This window comes from Ningiella algicola, from assembly GCF_028401415.2.
Taxonomy (GTDB): Bacteria; Pseudomonadota; Gammaproteobacteria; order Enterobacterales; family Alteromonadaceae; genus Glaciecola.
The window spans coordinates 4,488,621-4,505,960 of the sequence record NZ_CP171821.2; the positions used below are offsets into that span (position 1 = coordinate 4,488,621).

The 17,340-nt window shown below is 43.7% G+C and carries 15 protein-coding genes; 2 read left to right on the forward strand and 13 right to left on the reverse strand.

All coding sequences use genetic code 11. The features are described 5' to 3' along the window. The 10 genes from PN836_RS19600 to PN836_RS19645 all read right to left on the reverse strand — a co-directional run bounded on the left by PN836_RS19600 (position 1) and on the right by PN836_RS19645 (position 11,174). Positions 1-528, reverse strand: coding sequence for a polysaccharide biosynthesis/export family protein (locus PN836_RS19600; protein WP_395341637.1), 528 nt, complete (start codon positions 526-528; stop codon positions 1-3). 161 nt (positions 529-689) lie between these two features. Further along, entirely contained in the window at positions 690-2,543 is a 1,854-nt protein-coding gene (locus PN836_RS19605) for a polysaccharide biosynthesis protein (RefSeq protein ID WP_395341639.1), read from the reverse strand. Continuing rightward, positions 2,543-3,718, reverse strand: coding sequence for a DegT/DnrJ/EryC1/StrS family aminotransferase (locus PN836_RS19610; RefSeq protein WP_395341642.1), 1,176 nt, complete (start codon positions 3,716-3,718; stop codon positions 2,543-2,545). The genes PN836_RS19605 and PN836_RS19610 overlap by 1 nt, the downstream gene beginning before the upstream one ends. A gap of 20 nt (positions 3,719-3,738) precedes the next feature. Beyond that, positions 3,739-4,380: an acetyltransferase gene (locus PN836_RS19615; protein ID WP_395341644.1), complete on the reverse strand. Its 642-nt coding sequence runs from the start codon at positions 4,378-4,380 to the stop codon at positions 3,739-3,741. Continuing rightward, positions 4,377-4,994 (reverse strand): sugar transferase, encoded by a 618-nt coding sequence (locus PN836_RS19620; RefSeq protein ID WP_395341647.1) that lies wholly within the window; start codon positions 4,992-4,994, stop codon positions 4,377-4,379. Before PN836_RS19620 ends, PN836_RS19615 begins: the two co-directional genes overlap by 4 nt. After that, positions 4,991-6,196, reverse strand: a complete 1,206-nt coding sequence (locus tag PN836_RS19625) for a glycosyltransferase family 4 protein (RefSeq protein WP_395341649.1) — start codon at positions 6,194-6,196, stop codon at positions 4,991-4,993. Before PN836_RS19625 ends, PN836_RS19620 begins: the two co-directional genes overlap by 4 nt. Continuing rightward, a complete protein-coding gene (locus PN836_RS19630; RefSeq protein ID WP_395341651.1) occupies positions 6,193-7,368 on the reverse strand; it encodes a glycosyltransferase in 1,176 nt (391 codons plus the stop codon). The genes PN836_RS19625 and PN836_RS19630 overlap by 4 nt, the downstream gene beginning before the upstream one ends. Positions 7,369-7,398: 30 nt before the next feature. After that, positions 7,399-8,787 carry an O-antigen polysaccharide polymerase Wzy gene (gene wzy / locus PN836_RS19635; protein ID WP_395341653.1) on the reverse strand — a complete coding sequence of 463 codons (1,389 nt, stop codon included), beginning with the start codon at positions 8,785-8,787 and terminating at the stop codon, positions 7,399-7,401. A 7-nt stretch (positions 8,788-8,794) separates the two neighbouring features. Next, positions 8,795-9,895, reverse strand: a complete 1,101-nt coding sequence (locus PN836_RS19640; protein WP_395341655.1) for a glycosyltransferase — start codon at positions 9,893-9,895, stop codon at positions 8,795-8,797. Beyond that, complete coding sequence (locus PN836_RS19645; RefSeq protein ID WP_395341657.1) at positions 9,864-11,174, reverse strand: hypothetical protein; 1,311 nt, start codon at positions 11,172-11,174, stop codon at positions 9,864-9,866. The genes PN836_RS19640 and PN836_RS19645 overlap by 32 nt, the downstream gene beginning before the upstream one ends. A gap of 313 nt (positions 11,175-11,487) precedes the next feature. Between PN836_RS19645 and PN836_RS19650 the strand changes: the two genes are divergently transcribed. Then, positions 11,488-12,558 (forward strand): acyltransferase family protein, encoded by a 1,071-nt coding sequence (locus PN836_RS19650; RefSeq protein WP_395341659.1) that lies wholly within the window; start codon positions 11,488-11,490, stop codon positions 12,556-12,558. 75 nt (positions 12,559-12,633) lie between these two features. Then, positions 12,634-14,370: an outer membrane protein assembly factor gene (locus tag PN836_RS19655; protein ID WP_395341662.1), complete on the forward strand. Its 1,737-nt coding sequence runs from the start codon at positions 12,634-12,636 to the stop codon at positions 14,368-14,370. Here the strand turns inward: PN836_RS19655 and PN836_RS19660 are convergent. From PN836_RS19660 to PN836_RS19670, 3 genes are read right to left on the reverse strand one after another with little or no spacing between them, the layout of a single operon-like run. Continuing rightward, positions 14,353-15,078 (reverse strand): hypothetical protein, encoded by a 726-nt coding sequence (locus tag PN836_RS19660; RefSeq protein ID WP_395341664.1) that lies wholly within the window; start codon positions 15,076-15,078, stop codon positions 14,353-14,355. The genes PN836_RS19655 and PN836_RS19660 overlap by 18 nt on opposite strands. Positions 15,079-15,088: 10 nt before the next feature. Beyond that, positions 15,089-16,072 carry a polysaccharide deacetylase family protein gene (locus PN836_RS19665; RefSeq protein WP_395341666.1) on the reverse strand — a complete coding sequence of 328 codons (984 nt, stop codon included), beginning with the start codon at positions 16,070-16,072 and terminating at the stop codon, positions 15,089-15,091. A gap of 44 nt (positions 16,073-16,116) precedes the next feature. Further along, complete coding sequence (locus tag PN836_RS19670; protein ID WP_395341668.1) at positions 16,117-17,337, reverse strand: EAL and HDOD domain-containing protein; 1,221 nt, start codon at positions 17,335-17,337, stop codon at positions 16,117-16,119. Positions 17,338-17,340: the final 3 nt, after the last annotated feature.

Consider the following 17,340-nt stretch of genomic DNA (forward strand, 5'->3'; position numbering starts at 1 on the left):
TTAAAAGAAGCTTTCCCCAACTTCGACGACATCGCCAGGCATAACCAAGGTGTCTTTATTTGCTTTTATCCGTTCGCTTTTGCCCTCTCTGAGTATTAGCCACTGATTTTTAGACGCCCGTTCTGACAAGCCTCCAGCGATGGCAAACGCTTGCTCCACCGTCATACCGAAGCTGAATGCGTATGCGCCGGGTTGGTTAACCCAACCTCGGATATAGAATGGACGAATCGACTCAACTACGACTGATACACTTGGATTGACTAAATAGCCATCGTAGAACATAGCTTCAAGTTCGCTGCCTACTTCTTTCGCGGTTTTTCCAATAACTCTGATATCACCCACCAAGGGCAATTTGATCAAGCCAGAGCTTCCGACCTTTGCGTTTACAGATAGGTCAGGCTCGTTGTATACCGCAATCGCAAGTTCGTCACCAACTCCGATAGCAAACTCGTCGTCGTTTGCAGATACGTCACATGAAGCAACACCGAGAATCAGTCCAAAAACAAAGTGAATGAGTGCATTTCTCATAAAAGTCAACACAGTTACTCAAAGCAAGTATGGTAAAGGTGGTGTGGCGCAAGAAAGATGAAAAGTACCTTAAAACTCGCGCAACATGTGACCATATACCATTGTTAATCGTTACAATAGATATCGGCCATACAGTAAAAATCTGAACGTTCTTTGAACTTTCAGTTGTGCATTGCTGGAGCGTAGGCGAGGGGGGCTTCTTGTAGTAGTTCGATGGAGCGCTCTGTGTTATTTCCTAACAATTCAATATTTAACTCCGCCAATAAGCTAACCACCTCCGAAAACGGAATCTTCTTCTCATCAGCGGCAATAATTCTCGGGTGCTGCGTTTCGGTGTCGCAATCGCTGATTAAAAGTTCTTCATAGAGTTTTTCGCCAGGTCTCAAGCCACTGAATGCTATGTTAATATCGCCATCAGGTTGTTCATCGGTAATAACTCTTTTGCCCATAAGGTGCGCCATTTTTATCGCTAAATCGACAATTTTAACTGGCTCACCCATGTCTAGCACAAACACCTCGCCGCGCTTGCCCATTGCGCCAGCTTGGATCACTAGCTGTGAGGCTTCTGGGATTGTCATAAAATAACGCGTTATTTCGGGATGCGTCACCGTGATTGGCCCACCAGCTTCGATTTGTCTTTTAAATAAAGGCACAACGGAGCCTGACGAGCCTAGTACGTTTCCGAATCGAACAATCGCAAATTCAGTTTTAGGGTTAAGCTCAGCGATACCTTGTATGTATAACTCCGCTAGCCGCTTAGTCGCTCCCATGATATTAGTGGGCCTGACGGCTTTATCCGTGGAGACCAATACGAACTTGTCGACTTCGCACTCCGCTGCAACTTGCGCAACATTTGATGTGCCAAAGGCATTATTTCGAATACCGATAATTGGGTTGGCTTCAATCATCGGAACATGCTTGTATGCAGCAGCATGGTATATGGTTTGTACTTTATGCTGTTTAATCGTGTCGCGCACTGAGTATATATTCAGGATAGTCGAAAGTACTGGCACAATGTTGAGGTCGGGGAAATTGCGTGTCAATTCGTTTTCGATTTGATAGAGGTTGAACTCTGACACTTCAAACAAGATCAATTTGTTTGGTTTGCCCTTAGCAATTTGTCGACAAAGCTCACTTCCTATTGAACCGCCGGCGCCGCTGACTAGCACGTTTTTATTGAGCACATTCTTATTCAGGAGCTCATCAATAGGGGGAACGGCTTCTCGGCCAAGCAGCTCCTCAATTTTTATCTCGCGCAGTTCATCAATCTTGTGTTTGCCAGAAATTATGTCAGCTATGTTTGGCACACTTAAAATTTCAATTGCATAGGGCTCTAGTGCACTAAGCAGTTCTTTGCGTCGTTCAATGGAGCTATTATTCACCGCGAATAATAGTTTGGTGACACCGTGTCGTTCTATAATCGCTGCAATATCCTCGCGTTTTCTTACTGGGATACCCGCAATCTCTTGCCCGTGATATCGGCTTTTATCATCTATGAAGGCCACAGGCACCAAGTCTCGCCCCTCCAACAGACCAATCGCAAGTGCTCTGCCAGCCTCCGCTGCCCCAAAAATTATGCACTTTTCTCTGTTTCGGTAACTATGCGACTGAACCCCTAGTTGCAAAACAAAGCGAGGGACAGTGAGTGATAAAAATGCGATCCCCCAAAAGATAAATGGGACACTTTTGGGAATAAATGCAAGCCCAAGTAAATCTGCAACGAACAAAAACAAACTTGCTGCAAGCAGAATAGCTGCAACCTTATAGGTTTCTTTATGTCCGATGTGGCGCACGATTTGGCGATAGTATCCATCTAACCACAAAACAGAAATAACAAACCCAGTGATCGCAAGACTTAGCCACCATTGTTCCTGTTTGAAATGGATCCCCTCTATACCCGAACGAATGATGTAAGCGAGTATTAACGCAAGCATTATGGAGCATGAGTCCCACAAAAGGCTTAAAAACAGCTTGCTTTTACTGGTGAGTAAAAATAGCTTTTTTGTCACGTTCATCAGACGCAGGCCTCTTGAAAGACTTCTTCAATTACGCGACAGGTTTTTTCTATTTCCTTCTCAGATAGGGTGGGGTGAACCAGAAACATCAGTGAGGTCTCTCCCAGCTCTTTTGCGATGGGTAGCGATTTTTTCGGTCGAAACGGAGTGTTATCGAACGCTTTTTCTAAATAGACTTCTGAACATGATCCCGAAAAACAGGGTACGCCACGCTCGTTAATACTCGCCATTATCTTATCGCGATCCCAGCCATCCCGAAGGTGTTTTTGTTCTACGAATACATAGCATTTGTAAAATGCGTGCACCACGTACTTGGGGACGTCGGGAACCCGTATTGCTGAGTATTTGCGCGCTACGTCAAGTATCGCCGTTGCGTAATGCCTTCGCTTTGTGGTCCAGTCAGGCATTTTTTGCAGTTGAATACGTCCAACTGCGGACTGGATTTCAGTCATACGCCAGTTTGTCCCGAATGACTCATGCAACCATCGAAATCCTGGCGGATGCGATTTCTCATAAACAGCAGAATATGACTTCCCATGGTCTTTATATGACCAAATTGTTTCCCACAAGGATTTATCATTTGTGGTAACCATTCCGCCTTCGCCAGCAGTAGACATTATTTTATCTTGGCAAAATGACCATGCTCCTATATCCCCAAAGCTGCCCACTGAGCGACCTTTATATTTGGCACCATGAGCTTGTGCACAGTCTTCAACCACGAACAAGTTATGGGCTTTAGCTAACTCTAATATATCGTCCATTTCACACGGCCAGCCTGCCAAGTGAACACACAAAATACATGCCGTTTTTTCGCTGATGCATTGCTGAATGGTATCGTAAGTCACGTTTTGTGAATCCCGCGAAATATCCGCGAATACGGGCACGTAACCAGCTAAAACAATTGAAGAAACGGATGCCAAAAAGGTACGGGAAGTGACAATGATTTCTGAGCCAGGGGGCATATCGAGTGCCTTCCAAGCAAGATCAAGTGCTACGCTGCCATTTGCTACGGCAACGGCATAATTTGTATTAGCGAAGTGAGCAAATTCCTTTTCAAACTCTCTGCCGGCCGTGCCAGTCCAATAGTTCACTTTGTTGGAGTCAAGAATCGCCATCACTGCATTTTTTTCTTCATCACAGTAAGATGGCCAAGATGAGAATGGTCCGTTGAGCATAGTCTTTTCCTAAGAATAAATTACCTTAATGTTTTTGCAGGGGTTCCAACTACTGTTGCATTTGGCGCTACGTTACTGATAACGGTCGCACCCGCGCCAATTGTTGCGCTTGCACCTAGCGATAGATTCGGGAGTACTGATGATCCTATTCCGATTAAACATTCGTTACCTATATCTACCCCACCCGCGACATTGGCACCTGGTGCAATATGAACAAAATCACCGAGGCGGCAATCATGATCAACACTTGCATTTGTGTTAATAATGCCGCCATGACCGATACTTGAAAACCCAATCACTGATGCATTCGCGCAAATCAAACAACCATGTCCCAACTCAGTTCTATCACTCACATAAGCGCTAGGATGAACGAGGCTGGCAATCGGCAGTGAATATGACTGTAAAAGCTTGAACATATCGCGACGTGCTTCATTGCTGCCAATCGCAATAAAGAAATCAGTATGCTTTGACGAATACTTCATACAGTCCTTCGGCGTACCCACTATTGGCCATTGTTCTACGCATTGTTGCTCTGGGCATGATTTAGCGTCTGCCAACTTGTCAAAGAAGACAATATCGCTATAACCACCCATTTCTATAGCGGTAACCGCGGCCACTTTTCCGTGCCCGCCAGCACCGACAATGCAAAGTCTGCGTTTCATTGTTTATTTTCGCTATAAGTGATATCTGTGCCGGTAAACCGTGTCATCGTGCCTGTCTCACCTTCATTTATATCGGCGCGTTTTATCACTTTGTATACCGTCAAAAATAAAATCTTAAAATCTACTGCTATAGACTGGTTATCGACATACCAGACATCTAACTTAAACTTTTCTTCCCAGGAAACGGCATTTCTACCATTTACTTGTGCCCAGCCCGTAATGCCGGGTCGCAGTTCGTGTCTTCTTTGTTGAAATGGTGTATACAAAGGCAAGTATTCGACCAGCAATGGTCTGGGGCCAACCAAACTCATGTCTCCCTTAATAACGTTTAAAAGGCTTGGTAATTCATCCAAACTAGTGCTTCGCAAAAAGCGTCCAAAGCGGGTAAGTCTATGCTCATCAGGAAGGAGCTTGCCGTTGGCGTCCCGGTGGTCAGTCATTGAGCGTAATTTAAGCAAATTGAAAATAACGCCATTTTTGCCGGGCCGCGCTTGCTTGAAGAACACAGGAGAGCCCAGGTTGACTTTCACCAGTATCAAGACCAGAACAAGCAGGGGTGACAAAACAAGCAAGGCTAAAAGGCTAATAAAAAGATCTATGAGTCGTTTAGTCATATCGATTTATTCCTATAATCGCATAGTACATGCTGATAGAAGTCGAGTACTTCTTTAGCATTATGTTCAACGTTCATTACTTCTTTTACTTTTACAAATCCCTTCGTCGCAAAATCGCGCAACTTATCCTGATTCTCGATGGCATATATAATTTTTTCAGCCAGTGCCTCTGGATTTTTCGCAGGCGCTAACAAACCTGTTTCGTTATCGCAAATAAGGTCAGGAAATCCTCCCACATTACTCGCAAGGGTAGGCGTTTTCGCATACATAGACTCCACTGCGCCACCTACATTTTCTGAGTGAGAGGGATGCACCGCAAGGTTAAGCTGAGGATAAATTGTTGGTACGTCAGTACGGACTCCAAGAAATACGCATGCCTCTGGCGCCACCTTTTGAGCGTATGCCTTGACCTTTTCAAAATAGCGCTGAGCAAAAGCCCATGGACCGCCGACAAACACACACTTGGTTTTGGGATAGGTGCGACAAACGATGGCCATGGCATCAATAAGATCTTCATGACCTTTTAATCCTCGCCGTTGGCCAAGATAGGGTTTAGGTGCATAAAAGTATGCAATCATTCCAATTAAAAAGCTTTCATCATCAATATTAAGTTCTTTCCTTAGCGAAAGAGTCGTGGGTTCGGGTGCTGTGAAGTCGCCCTCGTTCACGCCGTAATATGCAAGGCCAACGCGCGCTTTATTAACGCCATAACTGCGGTAGGCATTCTTCGTCCATTTACATGAGGCTAGCCAGTAGTCTTGGGCAGTGGCTGCTGATAAGTACTTTGCAGATAAAAGGTCAAGCTGTCTAAATATAAGATGCTCAAGGTGTAAGGGACCTGGCACGTGGAAGATGCGTGGAATATCCAATTTGCGCAAAGACCAACGCATGAGTAGCGTTGTCGCTACAAAATGGCTGTGAATTATATCAGGTTGAATGTGCTCTACCAGATTGCGAAGCATCGCAGAACGAGCCCGATTGCTAAAAATAGATGTGACTGAAAATGAGGGATCAAACACATGCGTGACCACACCCGCTTGCTCGTACTTTTTAACCATTGGACCTTCGGGCAACACGATATGCACCTCGATACCCAGCGCAATAAGCTCTCGCGTTTGCCTCAGAGCCCAACCGGCCCCAATTGAGGTTTTGATAAGATGCAATACTCTAATGTTTGACTTACTTTTATTCGATAACTTCACGATTGGCTTTGCTCATAAATGGTTTGATACATTCGCTTCCGTCTGTCTTGCAGCGCAGTGTCCTCATACTCTTTTGCCTTTAAGTAATTGCGATTTGCAATCTCTAGACGCTCATTCTCGCTAAGCGCATACATGCCAAGTAATTTTTCGCGTAAGGCTTCAATATCGTCTCGCTCAATAATGAAACGCGGATCTAATAACTCTTTTACCCCACCCACATTTGTGGCGATGCATAGTCTTGATCGCGCCATAGATTCAATTAACACGCGTGGAAGTCCCTCTTGTCTTGAACTCAGCACAAACACATCGGCACTATCAATAAGCGCACTAATGTCTGCCCTCTCGGCAACGTTGCCCATGAAATCAACGGCCTCAGATACATTTAATTTCTTTGCCAAAGTTTGCATTTCATTTAGCAATGCGCCCCCGCCCACCCATTGAAGTTTGGCCTTGAGAGAGTCTTTGTTGATAAGTGCCAAGCACTTAAGCATTGCATCACAGCCCTTGTAAGGTTGTGATAAATTGCCAATGCATATAATTTTCATAGGTGATTGGAGTGAGTAGCTGTCAACAGAGTTAAAGTCGTCATCCAGCAACTTGATTGATGAATAGTGCGTTGAAAACCTTCTGGGGTGAGGTGGATAACGCTCCTGAAGACTTAATTGGGTCACGTAGCTCGTGGCATCTGCCTCTAAGCATTGCTTCTTTAACAAACGGGTGAAAAAATGGGCAATAAAAGGGCGCAAGGGATGCTTGCTTGCCGTTGCTGAAAAAGTGTCTAGAGGATCGCCTACTATCTCTGCGGCAAACGCTTGCCCGCGTTGCATTGCAAAAAATTGATACATTAGCGAAAGAATACCGGGCACCCTAAGCACGACAGCGCGCTGTATTGAACGTCGCTGGCAGAGTCTTCGATAAATCGTTGGTATGTTTCGAATAAAACCGAGGGGGCCAATGTATATGGGAAGCTCATGAAAAGACACTCTGTCGCCATCCACTCTATGCCACTCTTTGTTTGGCTTATCTACGTGCGAGACACGAGCCACAATAGCAACGGCTTGAAATACTAATAAGTACCTGGTCCAAAATGCGTAAGAAAAGGCGTTTTCTGTCCAATAAAAGTGATTAGAGCAACGATAAAACCGCTGTTCTATAACGACATCAACCAACACTCAGCGTTCTCCTTAAAAAGTGTTTCAAAGCTATCTAAACCGGCCAAAAGCAAATATTGCCGCGTGATAAAATAACCATGGAATTCCCACGTGCCATAGAATAAACCTCCCCACGCCGAGCACCTCGCCTCGAGGCCATAGCATTAATCCTATAAAGCAGGCAAAACAAAATGCGGTATTAATGGGATTGGTTTTTACGATGGCCAATCGCGTTGTAAAATATCCAACAACAAAAAGTGCGAGCATGCCAAACCAATTAAAATTTAAATACATCTCGGCAAAAATTGAAAAGCCATATCCACCTCCAGCTTCAGCTATCCAAGGGTTTACCTCATGTACTAGCCATTTTGCCAAGCTGCCTTCTTTTGCTGGGTGAACATCCCAAAAAAAGTTGGGCATCGCGGTTGTGAGGGCCAGATAGAAGCTATGGCCATAGAGAAAGTCGTAGTCGGTGGGTACTCTTTGAATTGTCCATGCCAAGGGGCCGATGCTGTCAGACATTTCTTTGATGATATTGAACAGTCCGGAACCTGATTCATGTGGGGTTGTAGCTTCTCCAACGCCCGTTCTAAACACCGAAAGCGCGGGAAAGACTATGCTTATCATGATAGCACTGGTTGCATATATGAAGGTACGATTAAGACGGCGTATCGTTACATCCCAGAGGCTCATTAAAACAATAAACGGAATTAAGGCATTAAGCCTTCCACCCATCGCTAGGCGAACCAGCGTGTAAATTACCGCAAAAATGATTATTGCGTATACCAAAGCTTTGTTTTTTCGAAATGCAATAATGCTTATAAAAAGTGAAGGAAATAGAAAATACGAGAGCACTTTAACAATACCCGCAGCACCATAAGTTTGCTCCGTGCTGTAGAGTGCGAAGTAACCACCTTGTAGCACAAGCAGCAACATTGCTTGCAGGTCTATGATTGCAGCGGGGACGGAAACGAGCATAAATACGCCCCCTGTTAATTGCGCAGCAAAAAGCTGGATATTGGTAGGTGCGACCTGTTGAGGCGCTTTAGTATATTGCGTCAGCAACATCGCAGATGAAAGCACCAGCATCCCCACCAAAGAATATTCAGAAGCTTGCACGATTAGCTGATAATCGTTTTCGTTAAAAAAGGTGAAGAAGGATATGCTTGAAAACGGATAGAACACGAACAACAGTGACTTGCCGCAATTGAATATAAACACCATTAGGAAAAACACATATGCGAGGGACAAGTCGCCGCCGCCCTGTCGAAACCATGCTGCAGAATGAGTAAGCACAAGGGTGAGCGCAACGACGCTTTGGGCTAAGAGAACATTATGTAGATTATCGCCACCGTCCAAGACACGAAAGAATATAACCGCTGCACACATGGCGATATTAAAACTGATAACGAATACTGTTCCTGCTCTTACCAGAAGCATGCGTGCCTCAATCTGTGCTATATAAGTCTTTTAGCTTTTGTAGATGATTGGGCATGTAGAAATCGGTTTGTTTGTACAAACTAGTATCAGGTGATTTCACCTGCCGTGCCGACTTAATAATGCGTTGAGCCCAAATATCTACTGTGTCGGAGTGGGACAAATAACGGACTTTTGTGTTATCAAATATCGCCTCCTTGGTAAGGTTGTCGGCCATTACAACAGGAACTCCAGCAGATTGTGCTTCAACAACCGTTAAAGGCAGGCCTTCATATAGAGATGGAAAAGGCATAACGTCGAAAAGTGAAGCCATGATATCTACAGCGTCGTTTCTGGCGCCTAGCATCAATACTTTATCTGCAATGTTTAATTCCTGAATTTTTTTCACTATTTCGGATTTAAGCTCGCCATCTCCAATTAGCACCAGGTGCGCATCGGTTTTTTGTAAAATTGCACCGAAAATATCGAGTAAAAAGCTGTGATTTTTTGGCACGGACAGGCGACCGATGTGCCCCACAACTATTCCTTTGTGAGTCAAATTGAAATCGTCCCGAATGAATGCTTTTCGGTCGATTTTATCTAGATGGCCAATACCGCAATAGAGTATCTGGATACTTGGTTTCGACACAACAGAACCAAACAAAGAGAAGCTTGCCTCTTGGCTCACGGCAATATAATTCGTTGCAAACCAGCGTATCAAGAACTTCATTGCTTTTAGATACCAAGCTCTGACGCCAGTTTGAGGTTCAATTTGTGAGCGATTGCTGTGACTATGCGCAATTCTCTTTTTTACGCCTGACATCCAAGCTATGAATAAGACCAAGCCACTAAAATGATGTACATGACTATGAACAACATTGTAGTTGCCTTTCCTTAAAGCTTTAAACAATCGCAATGAATAGACAAACGGATTTTTGCTATGTTTGCATACTACAATGTTTGAGCCACATTGTTTAACTAAGGCATCATACTCGCCCGACTCTTCGCTGTGCACCAACACATCTGTTTTGATGTCTGAATCAGCGAGCGCTTGCACGACACCCACTAACCACCTTTCTACGCCCCCTGGATTAAGGCGATTAACTATGTGAATGACGCGTGGTGAGTCCATTTCCTATCTCTCTGAAAACCTTGATTGAAAAACATATTGCTGTAAAAAAAGCAACGACAGCACATGCGAGCATCGCAGCAATCGTCAATGGAAATTGCATATCTGTATGCTCAACAATCAGCGGACGATGCCCTATAAATAAAACGCTTATTGCAATGCACAAGAGCGCAGAAAAACTCATGATTTTCAATTGCCAAGCAAATAAGCCTTTAGCGGTTAAAATAATTCCGCCAACCGACTGAATGGCTAAAGCCATATTTAATGTGGCAGCGGCGATAACAAGCGAATGCGTGTCAATAAAGGCATTACCATATAGCAGCACTGTCACAGACTCTCCAAAAAAGTAAGCGATCATGATGCCGATAACACCGTATGCCAGTGCAAAAGCATATGACCTTGCGCTAAGTTTCTTCAAATTGCGAAATGAGGACTGCTGAAAATAGCGCAAGAATAGCGGTGACAGAACCTGCAATAAAGATTGAAGCAGTAAGCTGGCAGCAGTCACATAGTAAAATACAGAAGAGTAGATACCTAAAGACGTATCGTTTGCATATTCCCCCAGCATAAAAAGAGGAAAACTGACCGTGAAAACAAGAAGCACAGAGCTTATTCCCATCGGATAGGACTGCTTTACGATATGAAAGCCATTTTTAAGATAATGCCCGAGGTCTGTTTCCAGTTTGGACGCTTTATTTCCGGAAGAAGGTATTTGTTTGCGCGGAAGCGAAGGGATGAGCTTTGTATCAACAAGTAAAAATACGATGACCCACGCTAGCACAATTGCTAACGCAGCAATTGAAATATTCCCAGTCAATGTGTATGCCAAGATGAACAAAGTGGGGGTTAAAATAGACCGAATTATCCGAGAGATTGCTAAGTCTGTGTTTTTAAATGATCGAAGTGCAAAACCGTGTGCAATATCTGATAAGTTCTCAAAATACTTAGCTAATCCCAGTATTAACACCAGAGTTATGAGGGCGATATCAATCGTAAATGTAGAGATGATCGCCAAAATAAACAACGCCAGGAAAGAGGTAATCACTCGGGTAGGGAACACAAATTGCTCGTCAGCTTTGGACATGCGGTCGGACATGAGGTACTGCCTAAGTCCCACATGGCCGAGACTTAAAGCTAGACCAGCAAGCGCTAGGGAATAAGCATATCTTCCGACATCATCTACATTTCCGCTTCGATTGAGCCACGCGATGACAGCCCATTGGGATAACGCCATTGCAATATTCGCAATCAGAGTAATGCTAACCCCATGCTTAAGATTCATTCAGCATTACCGATTCTTGACCGCAGGCGTACGCAGATTTGTTCAGATGAAGAGCAAGCGTATTTGTTAAGAATACGCAGCATTTTTAACTCTTTGTTTGTCATTGAGCATTTTTACAAGTTTAATAATTATTGAAACTATGTGATCTTATCGGCCAAAATCATCTAAAGTTAGTTTTTTTAGTGGTTAAAAACTAAAAAGTTCTCGTAAATCGTGTTGACGGTGTATCCGTTTTAATTATGCAAGCGGTGTTTCTTATAAGTGGCGGATAAAAAGGAGGAGTAGTGTGGATAAGACGCTAAGCGCAACGCTTATGGCGATTAATTTGCTTGCAACCATCATGGTCGTGGCTATTCATTATAACTCCAAAGCCTTTATTGATGTTTCCAGCGGCTACGGTATCAATTACCTTCTGCAAGAATTTTTCGTAAACGGCATCAGTCGAATAGCCGTTCCAATTTTTGCTTTAGTATCCGGTTTTATTATCTGGGAAAAACTTTCAACAAAAAACACGTATTTTTCATTGCTTAAAACCCGAATTAAGTCGCAGCTGTTGCCTTACCTAATTGCTTCATTCTTCATTTTTGTTTCGTACAGCCTCATCACGTATGTGTTCAAGCCTCAAGAGTTTATCCCAATAGACTTCAATGTGATCCTATATAGAAGTGTCGTTTCACCGCTATCCCCGCAACTTTGGTTCCTCCGAGATTTGATGTTTCTCGTTTTGCTTTCACCGATATTGTTATACAGAGAATTTTTCATTCACTCTGCTCTTGTTTGCGCTTTCGGCGCTTTGTGGCTGCTAAATGCACAGGTCTTTCCAATTGTAGGTGACTATTATTTGATGAACATCGAAACGGTTTTTTTCTTTAGTTTGGGTGGTTTGCTCGCGCGTAAAAGTTTAATAGTAATGTGGCTTCTCAATTTACAGAAGAACGCTAAATTAGCTGTCCTTACGGCATGGAGCTCATTAATTTTGATTCGGATATATATCGACCCAACTATCGACCTTTGGTATGTCGAAAATTACACCTTAAGCTCTTTATTGCTTTACAAGCTTTCTATTATTATTGGATTGGTGGCGATCTTCAGCTTGTGTAAACCTCTAGCCTTTAATAGAACGGTCGTCTATTGCTCGGGGCTGACGTTCTTCGTTTTTATGTATCATCTCGTTCCGCTTTCGTATTTCAGAATTCTTACTGAGAAATTATTTACAAAAGAGCTCTCATTTTTCCTTAATTTTCCTATTGCATTAGTGTGTAGTTTTTATGCGGCGCACGTTACAGCTAAATATTTTCCAAAAGTTTTTGCAGTGTTGAGTGGTGGTCGGAATCCAGATAAGGCTCTGATGCGCGCCGATGCCTTAAACAAAACGAGTTCATAATATGTTCATAAATTCTCTTACTCTTAGCGTTTGGCGCAATAAATTTGATAGTCATTTAGGGTTGTCACTCCTGTAATGAAGACAAGCACATACTCATCTGCACATATCGGCTTTGTAATTGCTTTATTGGCGCTTTGCTTCTTCGCTTCTGGGTCTCCAAAACTGGACGCTGACGCAAAAGGTTCATTCAACGCAAAAGTAAATGAATGTACTCCTTCTCTTAGCGAAGACTCGCGGTTTACCGTTGGAAAGATTGTTATCAACCCACAGCCAATTTTCAACGAAGAGGCATCCGACGCAATCGCTTTGCACAGATGGGCCAATGCGCTGCACATTATCACAAAACCTTTTGTTGTGGCCGAGCGTTTACCCTTTGATGAAGGGGATAAAATAACGCCCGCCGATATTGTTGAGGCAGAAGCCTTGCTGCGACGTGAGCGATATATCGCAAATGCTGATATTAAAGCTGAGTTTGACTGTGCATCACAGATGGTGGACATACAGGCGACGACATACGACAACTGGTCTCTGATCCCAACGCTTTCTTTCAGCAGAAGCGGCGGAGAAAATAGCACCATCGTAGGCGTGAGGGAAGACAACTTGCTGGGTCTGGGGATCCGCAGCACCTTGCGTTATAGTAAAGATGAACAGCGTTCAGGTTATCAATTATCGCTGCGCTCTGCCTTTCCATGGGTCAGACACTCCAACATTTCGCTGGGTCTTGCAGACAACGACGATGGAGAAGCCTACTTTTTAGCTTTTGATAAACCATTTTATCATTTAGCCAGCAGCTACAGCGTGTTGGCGCTTGCCGAAAATAATGAGCGAATTGACGATATTTTTCAAAATGGTGATACGCGCAATAGCCTTTTAATTGATGAATTAAATTTGCGCGCTGCATATGGTATACAACTTAGCTCAAATAACCAAGAGACACAGCGCTTGCGTTTAGGCCTTCATCGTGAACGGCTCGTGTTTTCATCAGGCCCCGATACGCTAAATGAGCAAGCTGAGTTTTTTGAAAACACCGCGCTTATGGATGGTGTAATGCGGGCCGAAGATAAGCTCGCCTTTGTTCCTCAGTCGCGTGACTTTATTTATCCATGGATTGGCTACGAATTCGTGCAAAGAAACATTCAGGTTATGCAGGATATTTATCTGATCAAGCAACCGGAAGATATTAATTTGGGCTGGGAGTTTTATGCCCAGTTAGGCCTTGAGCTTAATGACGAAGCAGGTGGCTTAGGCACACACACTCAATTGCGCCTGAGAAAAGGCGCTTATTTAGGCGAGGGGTTGATACTGCTCAATGCAGACCTACAAGCCATTCTGAACACAGACATTGCGGATTACATGCGCATAAATGGCCAGGCCGAATACTTTTACCGTGCATCCCCATTGCTTGGCATGTACGCGCGATTTTCCGCTACATTATCCGACAATCCCTTTCGTGATCGCCCCATTGTCATTGACGATGACAATGGCGTGAGGGGATATCCGCTTCAGTACCAACATGGTGATAATCGATTCTCTGCAAGCTTAGAAACCCGTTTTTATACAGGCTATAGTTTTTATCAATTATTTGAACTGGGTTTTGCAGCCTTTGCCGATGTAGGAAGAGCATATGGTGGGGAATTTTCTGATTTGAACGAAGATGGCGATATTCTGGCAAGCGCGGGAATCGGTGCGCGCCTATATTCCAACAAAGCAAGCAATCCGGGGGTGGTGCATATCGATATTGCGAAACCCTTAGGGGAGGGTGAAAGTGTCAATACTTGGGAATGGAGTATTCAGCTACGGCGCGGTTTTTGATAATTTTAACGATACATCAAAGCCCGTGGCCTGCCACATTTTAGCAACCTGATAAAACATGGCTACCATGAATACCGAAAACCACCATTCATATGCATTCTCCCAGTTATCCCAGCCTTCATCCCAAAAGAAACCAAGTAGTGCGCTAACAATTGCGGTGCTCACTAAAATAAAACAAATCCATGTTAAACGCTTTTGATAAAGCGATATACAAAGTGAGACGGTATCGAGTTTTTCCAGGTGGCGCAGCAAAATAAGGTGAGCGAAAGCAGTGAATGCAAAATAAAAAATGACACCTATTCTTCTTGCTAATGCGTATGGCTCTCCCTCAGCACCGAGCGTTACGGTATAGACAATCAAGGCAAACGCTGCAAACAGTCCCATGATCGTAATTGACCTAGGCTTAATCATCCCGTTGCTGATACTTTTCAGCCAATAGTTAAGCAACAGCCAATAGGCAGCCATGAACACCGCAGTAGGAATAAGCAGGCCTTTAAAAAAGAAAAATTCGGGGTATTGACGGCCAGTTGCACTGATGGAGTGGCATTGCTCCCAATAAGGCATGCAAAGACTCAAATTTTGAAAATAAACCGATATTGCAAAGGTTAAATGGACTGATAAAAAAGGCAATAAAACGCATATTAACGCAACGATGTAAGGCAGATTAGCACTGGGCGCAGAGCTTATTGGCTTTTTTGTAGCAAGCATAACATCCCGCTTAGTCTTCTAACACCATCTCATAAAATATTGTATTCAGACCTTCTTGGGTTAAAGAGGTTCGCGCGGGCCATATGTTTATGCCTCTATCTAGCGCAATTTCATCAACTCTGCCAGGGTTAAAATCGTAATAAGCTGGCGTTTTATAGTTTGAAATATCGTCTGTGTAGGCTTCTTCATTGGAGATGATTGTCCAACCTTTTGCACGTAAGGCATCCGCTAAATCGCCAGTGAACAAGGCGGCAAGGTCGGTTTCATGCATTAACAGTAGATGTTTGGGGGAACGATTGAGAACCTTCAATGCTGCTTTATAGTCTTGTTCTGCGCCATCCACAATGGTCTCAACGTAAAAGCGTTTCACTCGCTCTAAATCAAGCTGAGGGTTCTCTTTTATCGCTTGTTGAAACAGCGACTCCATATACCAATCATATGTGTCTATGGTGGTATAGCCGTTAATGTAGCCTAAAGACGCAAGGTGCTTGCGCACAGCGTCGCGCTTTTGAAGCGTGTTACCTTCGCGTAAATAGGGAAATCGAAACCAGGGTTTGAAGGTATCAAATTGGCGCAGAATTTGGTCTGCTTTATCAATTTCTTTAATAAAGTCTTGTGCGCTTGTCTCATTAAAATTTGCGTGCGAATGAGTATGATTGGCAATGATATGTCCCGCATCGCTATAGCTTTGCAAGCGTTTCATGCCTTCACCATTTGGGTCATCAAGCTCAAAGGTATTCGAAAAGAACACCACGCGACCGATGTCATGATCTTCTAACTCCGCAATCAAGCGTTTCGCGCGGGTGGGGCCGTCCATGAATCCGCGCGCAAAGCGCGGTGAGTCATCGAAACTAAACGCAATTTCTTTTTTGTGTACCTTCGTTGGATTTGTATCATCGCTTGCTGAACTGGCAATGGAAAATGATGGTAAGCAAACAAGGACTATGCAGAGCAGCACGCCATTATAAAAGCGATTGAATACTAATTTATACATTGGACATATTCCTCTACGAATTTGCACAGTAGATATTCGCGCGTCTAGCTCAGCATTTGCATACGCTGTTCAGACCATTTAATTGCTTCATCGAAGTCGGTGAGCATAGTTTCATAATCTATTGAGTATTTATCACAGCCTGCGCGCATAGCTTCCCAATTCGCTAGCTCAAATTGTTTACTTAGCGCAATGCAGTCTGCTAGCCAACCTTGCTCTCTCACCAAAGCAATTTTTATTTCTGCTGATAAAGGCAGTTGACTGATCACGGATGCCAAATTGGCATCTAACATCGCGTCAAGTAACGATAGCATGCCAACCAGAAAGGCAGAAGATAGCTTGCCTTTATGCGGCGTTTTATCCGCAAATATTTCACAAAACTTCGCACGTTGTAAAGAAAGGCGAATGAGTTCGTTAGGTTTATTTTCACCAAAAGTCGCTGCAAATAAGAGGGTGATAAATCGCTCAAGCTCTCGTTTACCTAACATGACGACTGCTTGGCGAATGTTCTCTATTTTTTTATTTCTCTGAAAATACGGGGATTGGGTGTAGCGCAATAGCTTAAATGAGAGTCCCGGATCAAGCTCAAACAATTTTACAATTTCATTAAAGTTAGGCTCTGGCTTACTAATTTCGCTGAGTAGAGAGTTCAGCAGCGTTTGTGAGGATGATAAAGAGACGCTTTTGATCACTTCAGGTTTGCTAAAAAAGTAACCTTGAAACAAGGTAAATCCGAGTGCCTTATATTTCTCAAATTCTTCGATGTTTTCCACCTTTTCGGCCAATAACTGAATGTGAGGATGGCGTTTTGGGATCTGTACCACTGCATCAAGCTCGATTTCGCTAATGGCCAAACAGTCTATTTTGATAATGGATATTAGCGGATAAAAGCGCTCCCAAGGCGTTGAATGGACAAAGTCGTCCAACGCCAGAGTATAACTTCGATCCCTCATTTGCTTGAGGCATGTGTAGACCTGATCAGTGGGCTCAACACTCTCAAGCACCTCGACGACAATTTCTTGGTTGGGCAATAGCGCTGGATGGCCTTCAAGTATGGATGCTTTGGTAAAGTTGATAAACGCGAGTTTGTCAGAAGCAATTCTGTCTAAACCCAAATCAAGGTACAAACCCTCGATCATTTTGGATGTCGCCTTCTCTTCGTCGACGTTCGGGAATGCGTTTTCCATACTATTTCTAAACAGCAGTTCATAACCGTAAAGTACTTTGTTGAGGTCGAGGATTGGCTGCCTGGCAGCGAAAAAAGCCATTTA

Excerpts from the sequence above, each read along its gene's own strand:
- PN836_RS19610 (WP_395341642.1), bottom strand. The coding sequence starts at position 3,718 with ATGCTCAACGGACCATTCTCATCTTGGCCATCTTACTGTGATGAAGAA.
- PN836_RS19640 (WP_395341655.1), bottom strand. The coding sequence starts at position 9,895 with ATGGACTCACCACGCGTCATTCACATAGTTAATCGCCTTAATCCAGGG.
- PN836_RS19655 (WP_395341662.1), top strand. The coding sequence starts at position 12,634 with ATGAAGACAAGCACATACTCATCTGCACATATCGGCTTTGTAATTGCT.
- PN836_RS19605 (WP_395341639.1), bottom strand. The coding sequence starts at position 2,543 with ATGAACGTGACAAAAAAGCTATTTTTACTCACCAGTAAAAGCAAGCTG.
- PN836_RS19615 (WP_395341644.1), bottom strand. The coding sequence starts at position 4,380 with ATGAAACGCAGACTTTGCATTGTCGGTGCTGGCGGGCACGGAAAAGTG.
- PN836_RS19670 (WP_395341668.1), bottom strand. The coding sequence starts at position 17,337 with ATGGCTTTTTTCGCTGCCAGGCAGCCAATCCTCGACCTCAACAAAGTA.
- PN836_RS19645 (WP_395341657.1), bottom strand. The coding sequence starts at position 11,174 with ATGAATCTTAAGCATGGGGTTAGCATTACTCTGATTGCGAATATTGCA.
- PN836_RS19600 (WP_395341637.1), bottom strand. The coding sequence starts at position 528 with ATGAGAAATGCACTCATTCACTTTGTTTTTGGACTGATTCTCGGTGTT.
- PN836_RS19660 (WP_395341664.1), bottom strand. The coding sequence starts at position 15,078 with ATGCTTGCTACAAAAAAGCCAATAAGCTCTGCGCCCAGTGCTAATCTG.
- PN836_RS19620 (WP_395341647.1), bottom strand. The coding sequence starts at position 4,994 with ATGACTAAACGACTCATAGATCTTTTTATTAGCCTTTTAGCCTTGCTT.
- PN836_RS19665 (WP_395341666.1), bottom strand. The coding sequence starts at position 16,072 with ATGTATAAATTAGTATTCAATCGCTTTTATAATGGCGTGCTGCTCTGC.
- wzy (WP_395341653.1), bottom strand. The coding sequence starts at position 8,787 with ATGCTTCTGGTAAGAGCAGGAACAGTATTCGTTATCAGTTTTAATATC.
- PN836_RS19650 (WP_395341659.1), top strand. The coding sequence starts at position 11,488 with ATGGCGATTAATTTGCTTGCAACCATCATGGTCGTGGCTATTCATTAT.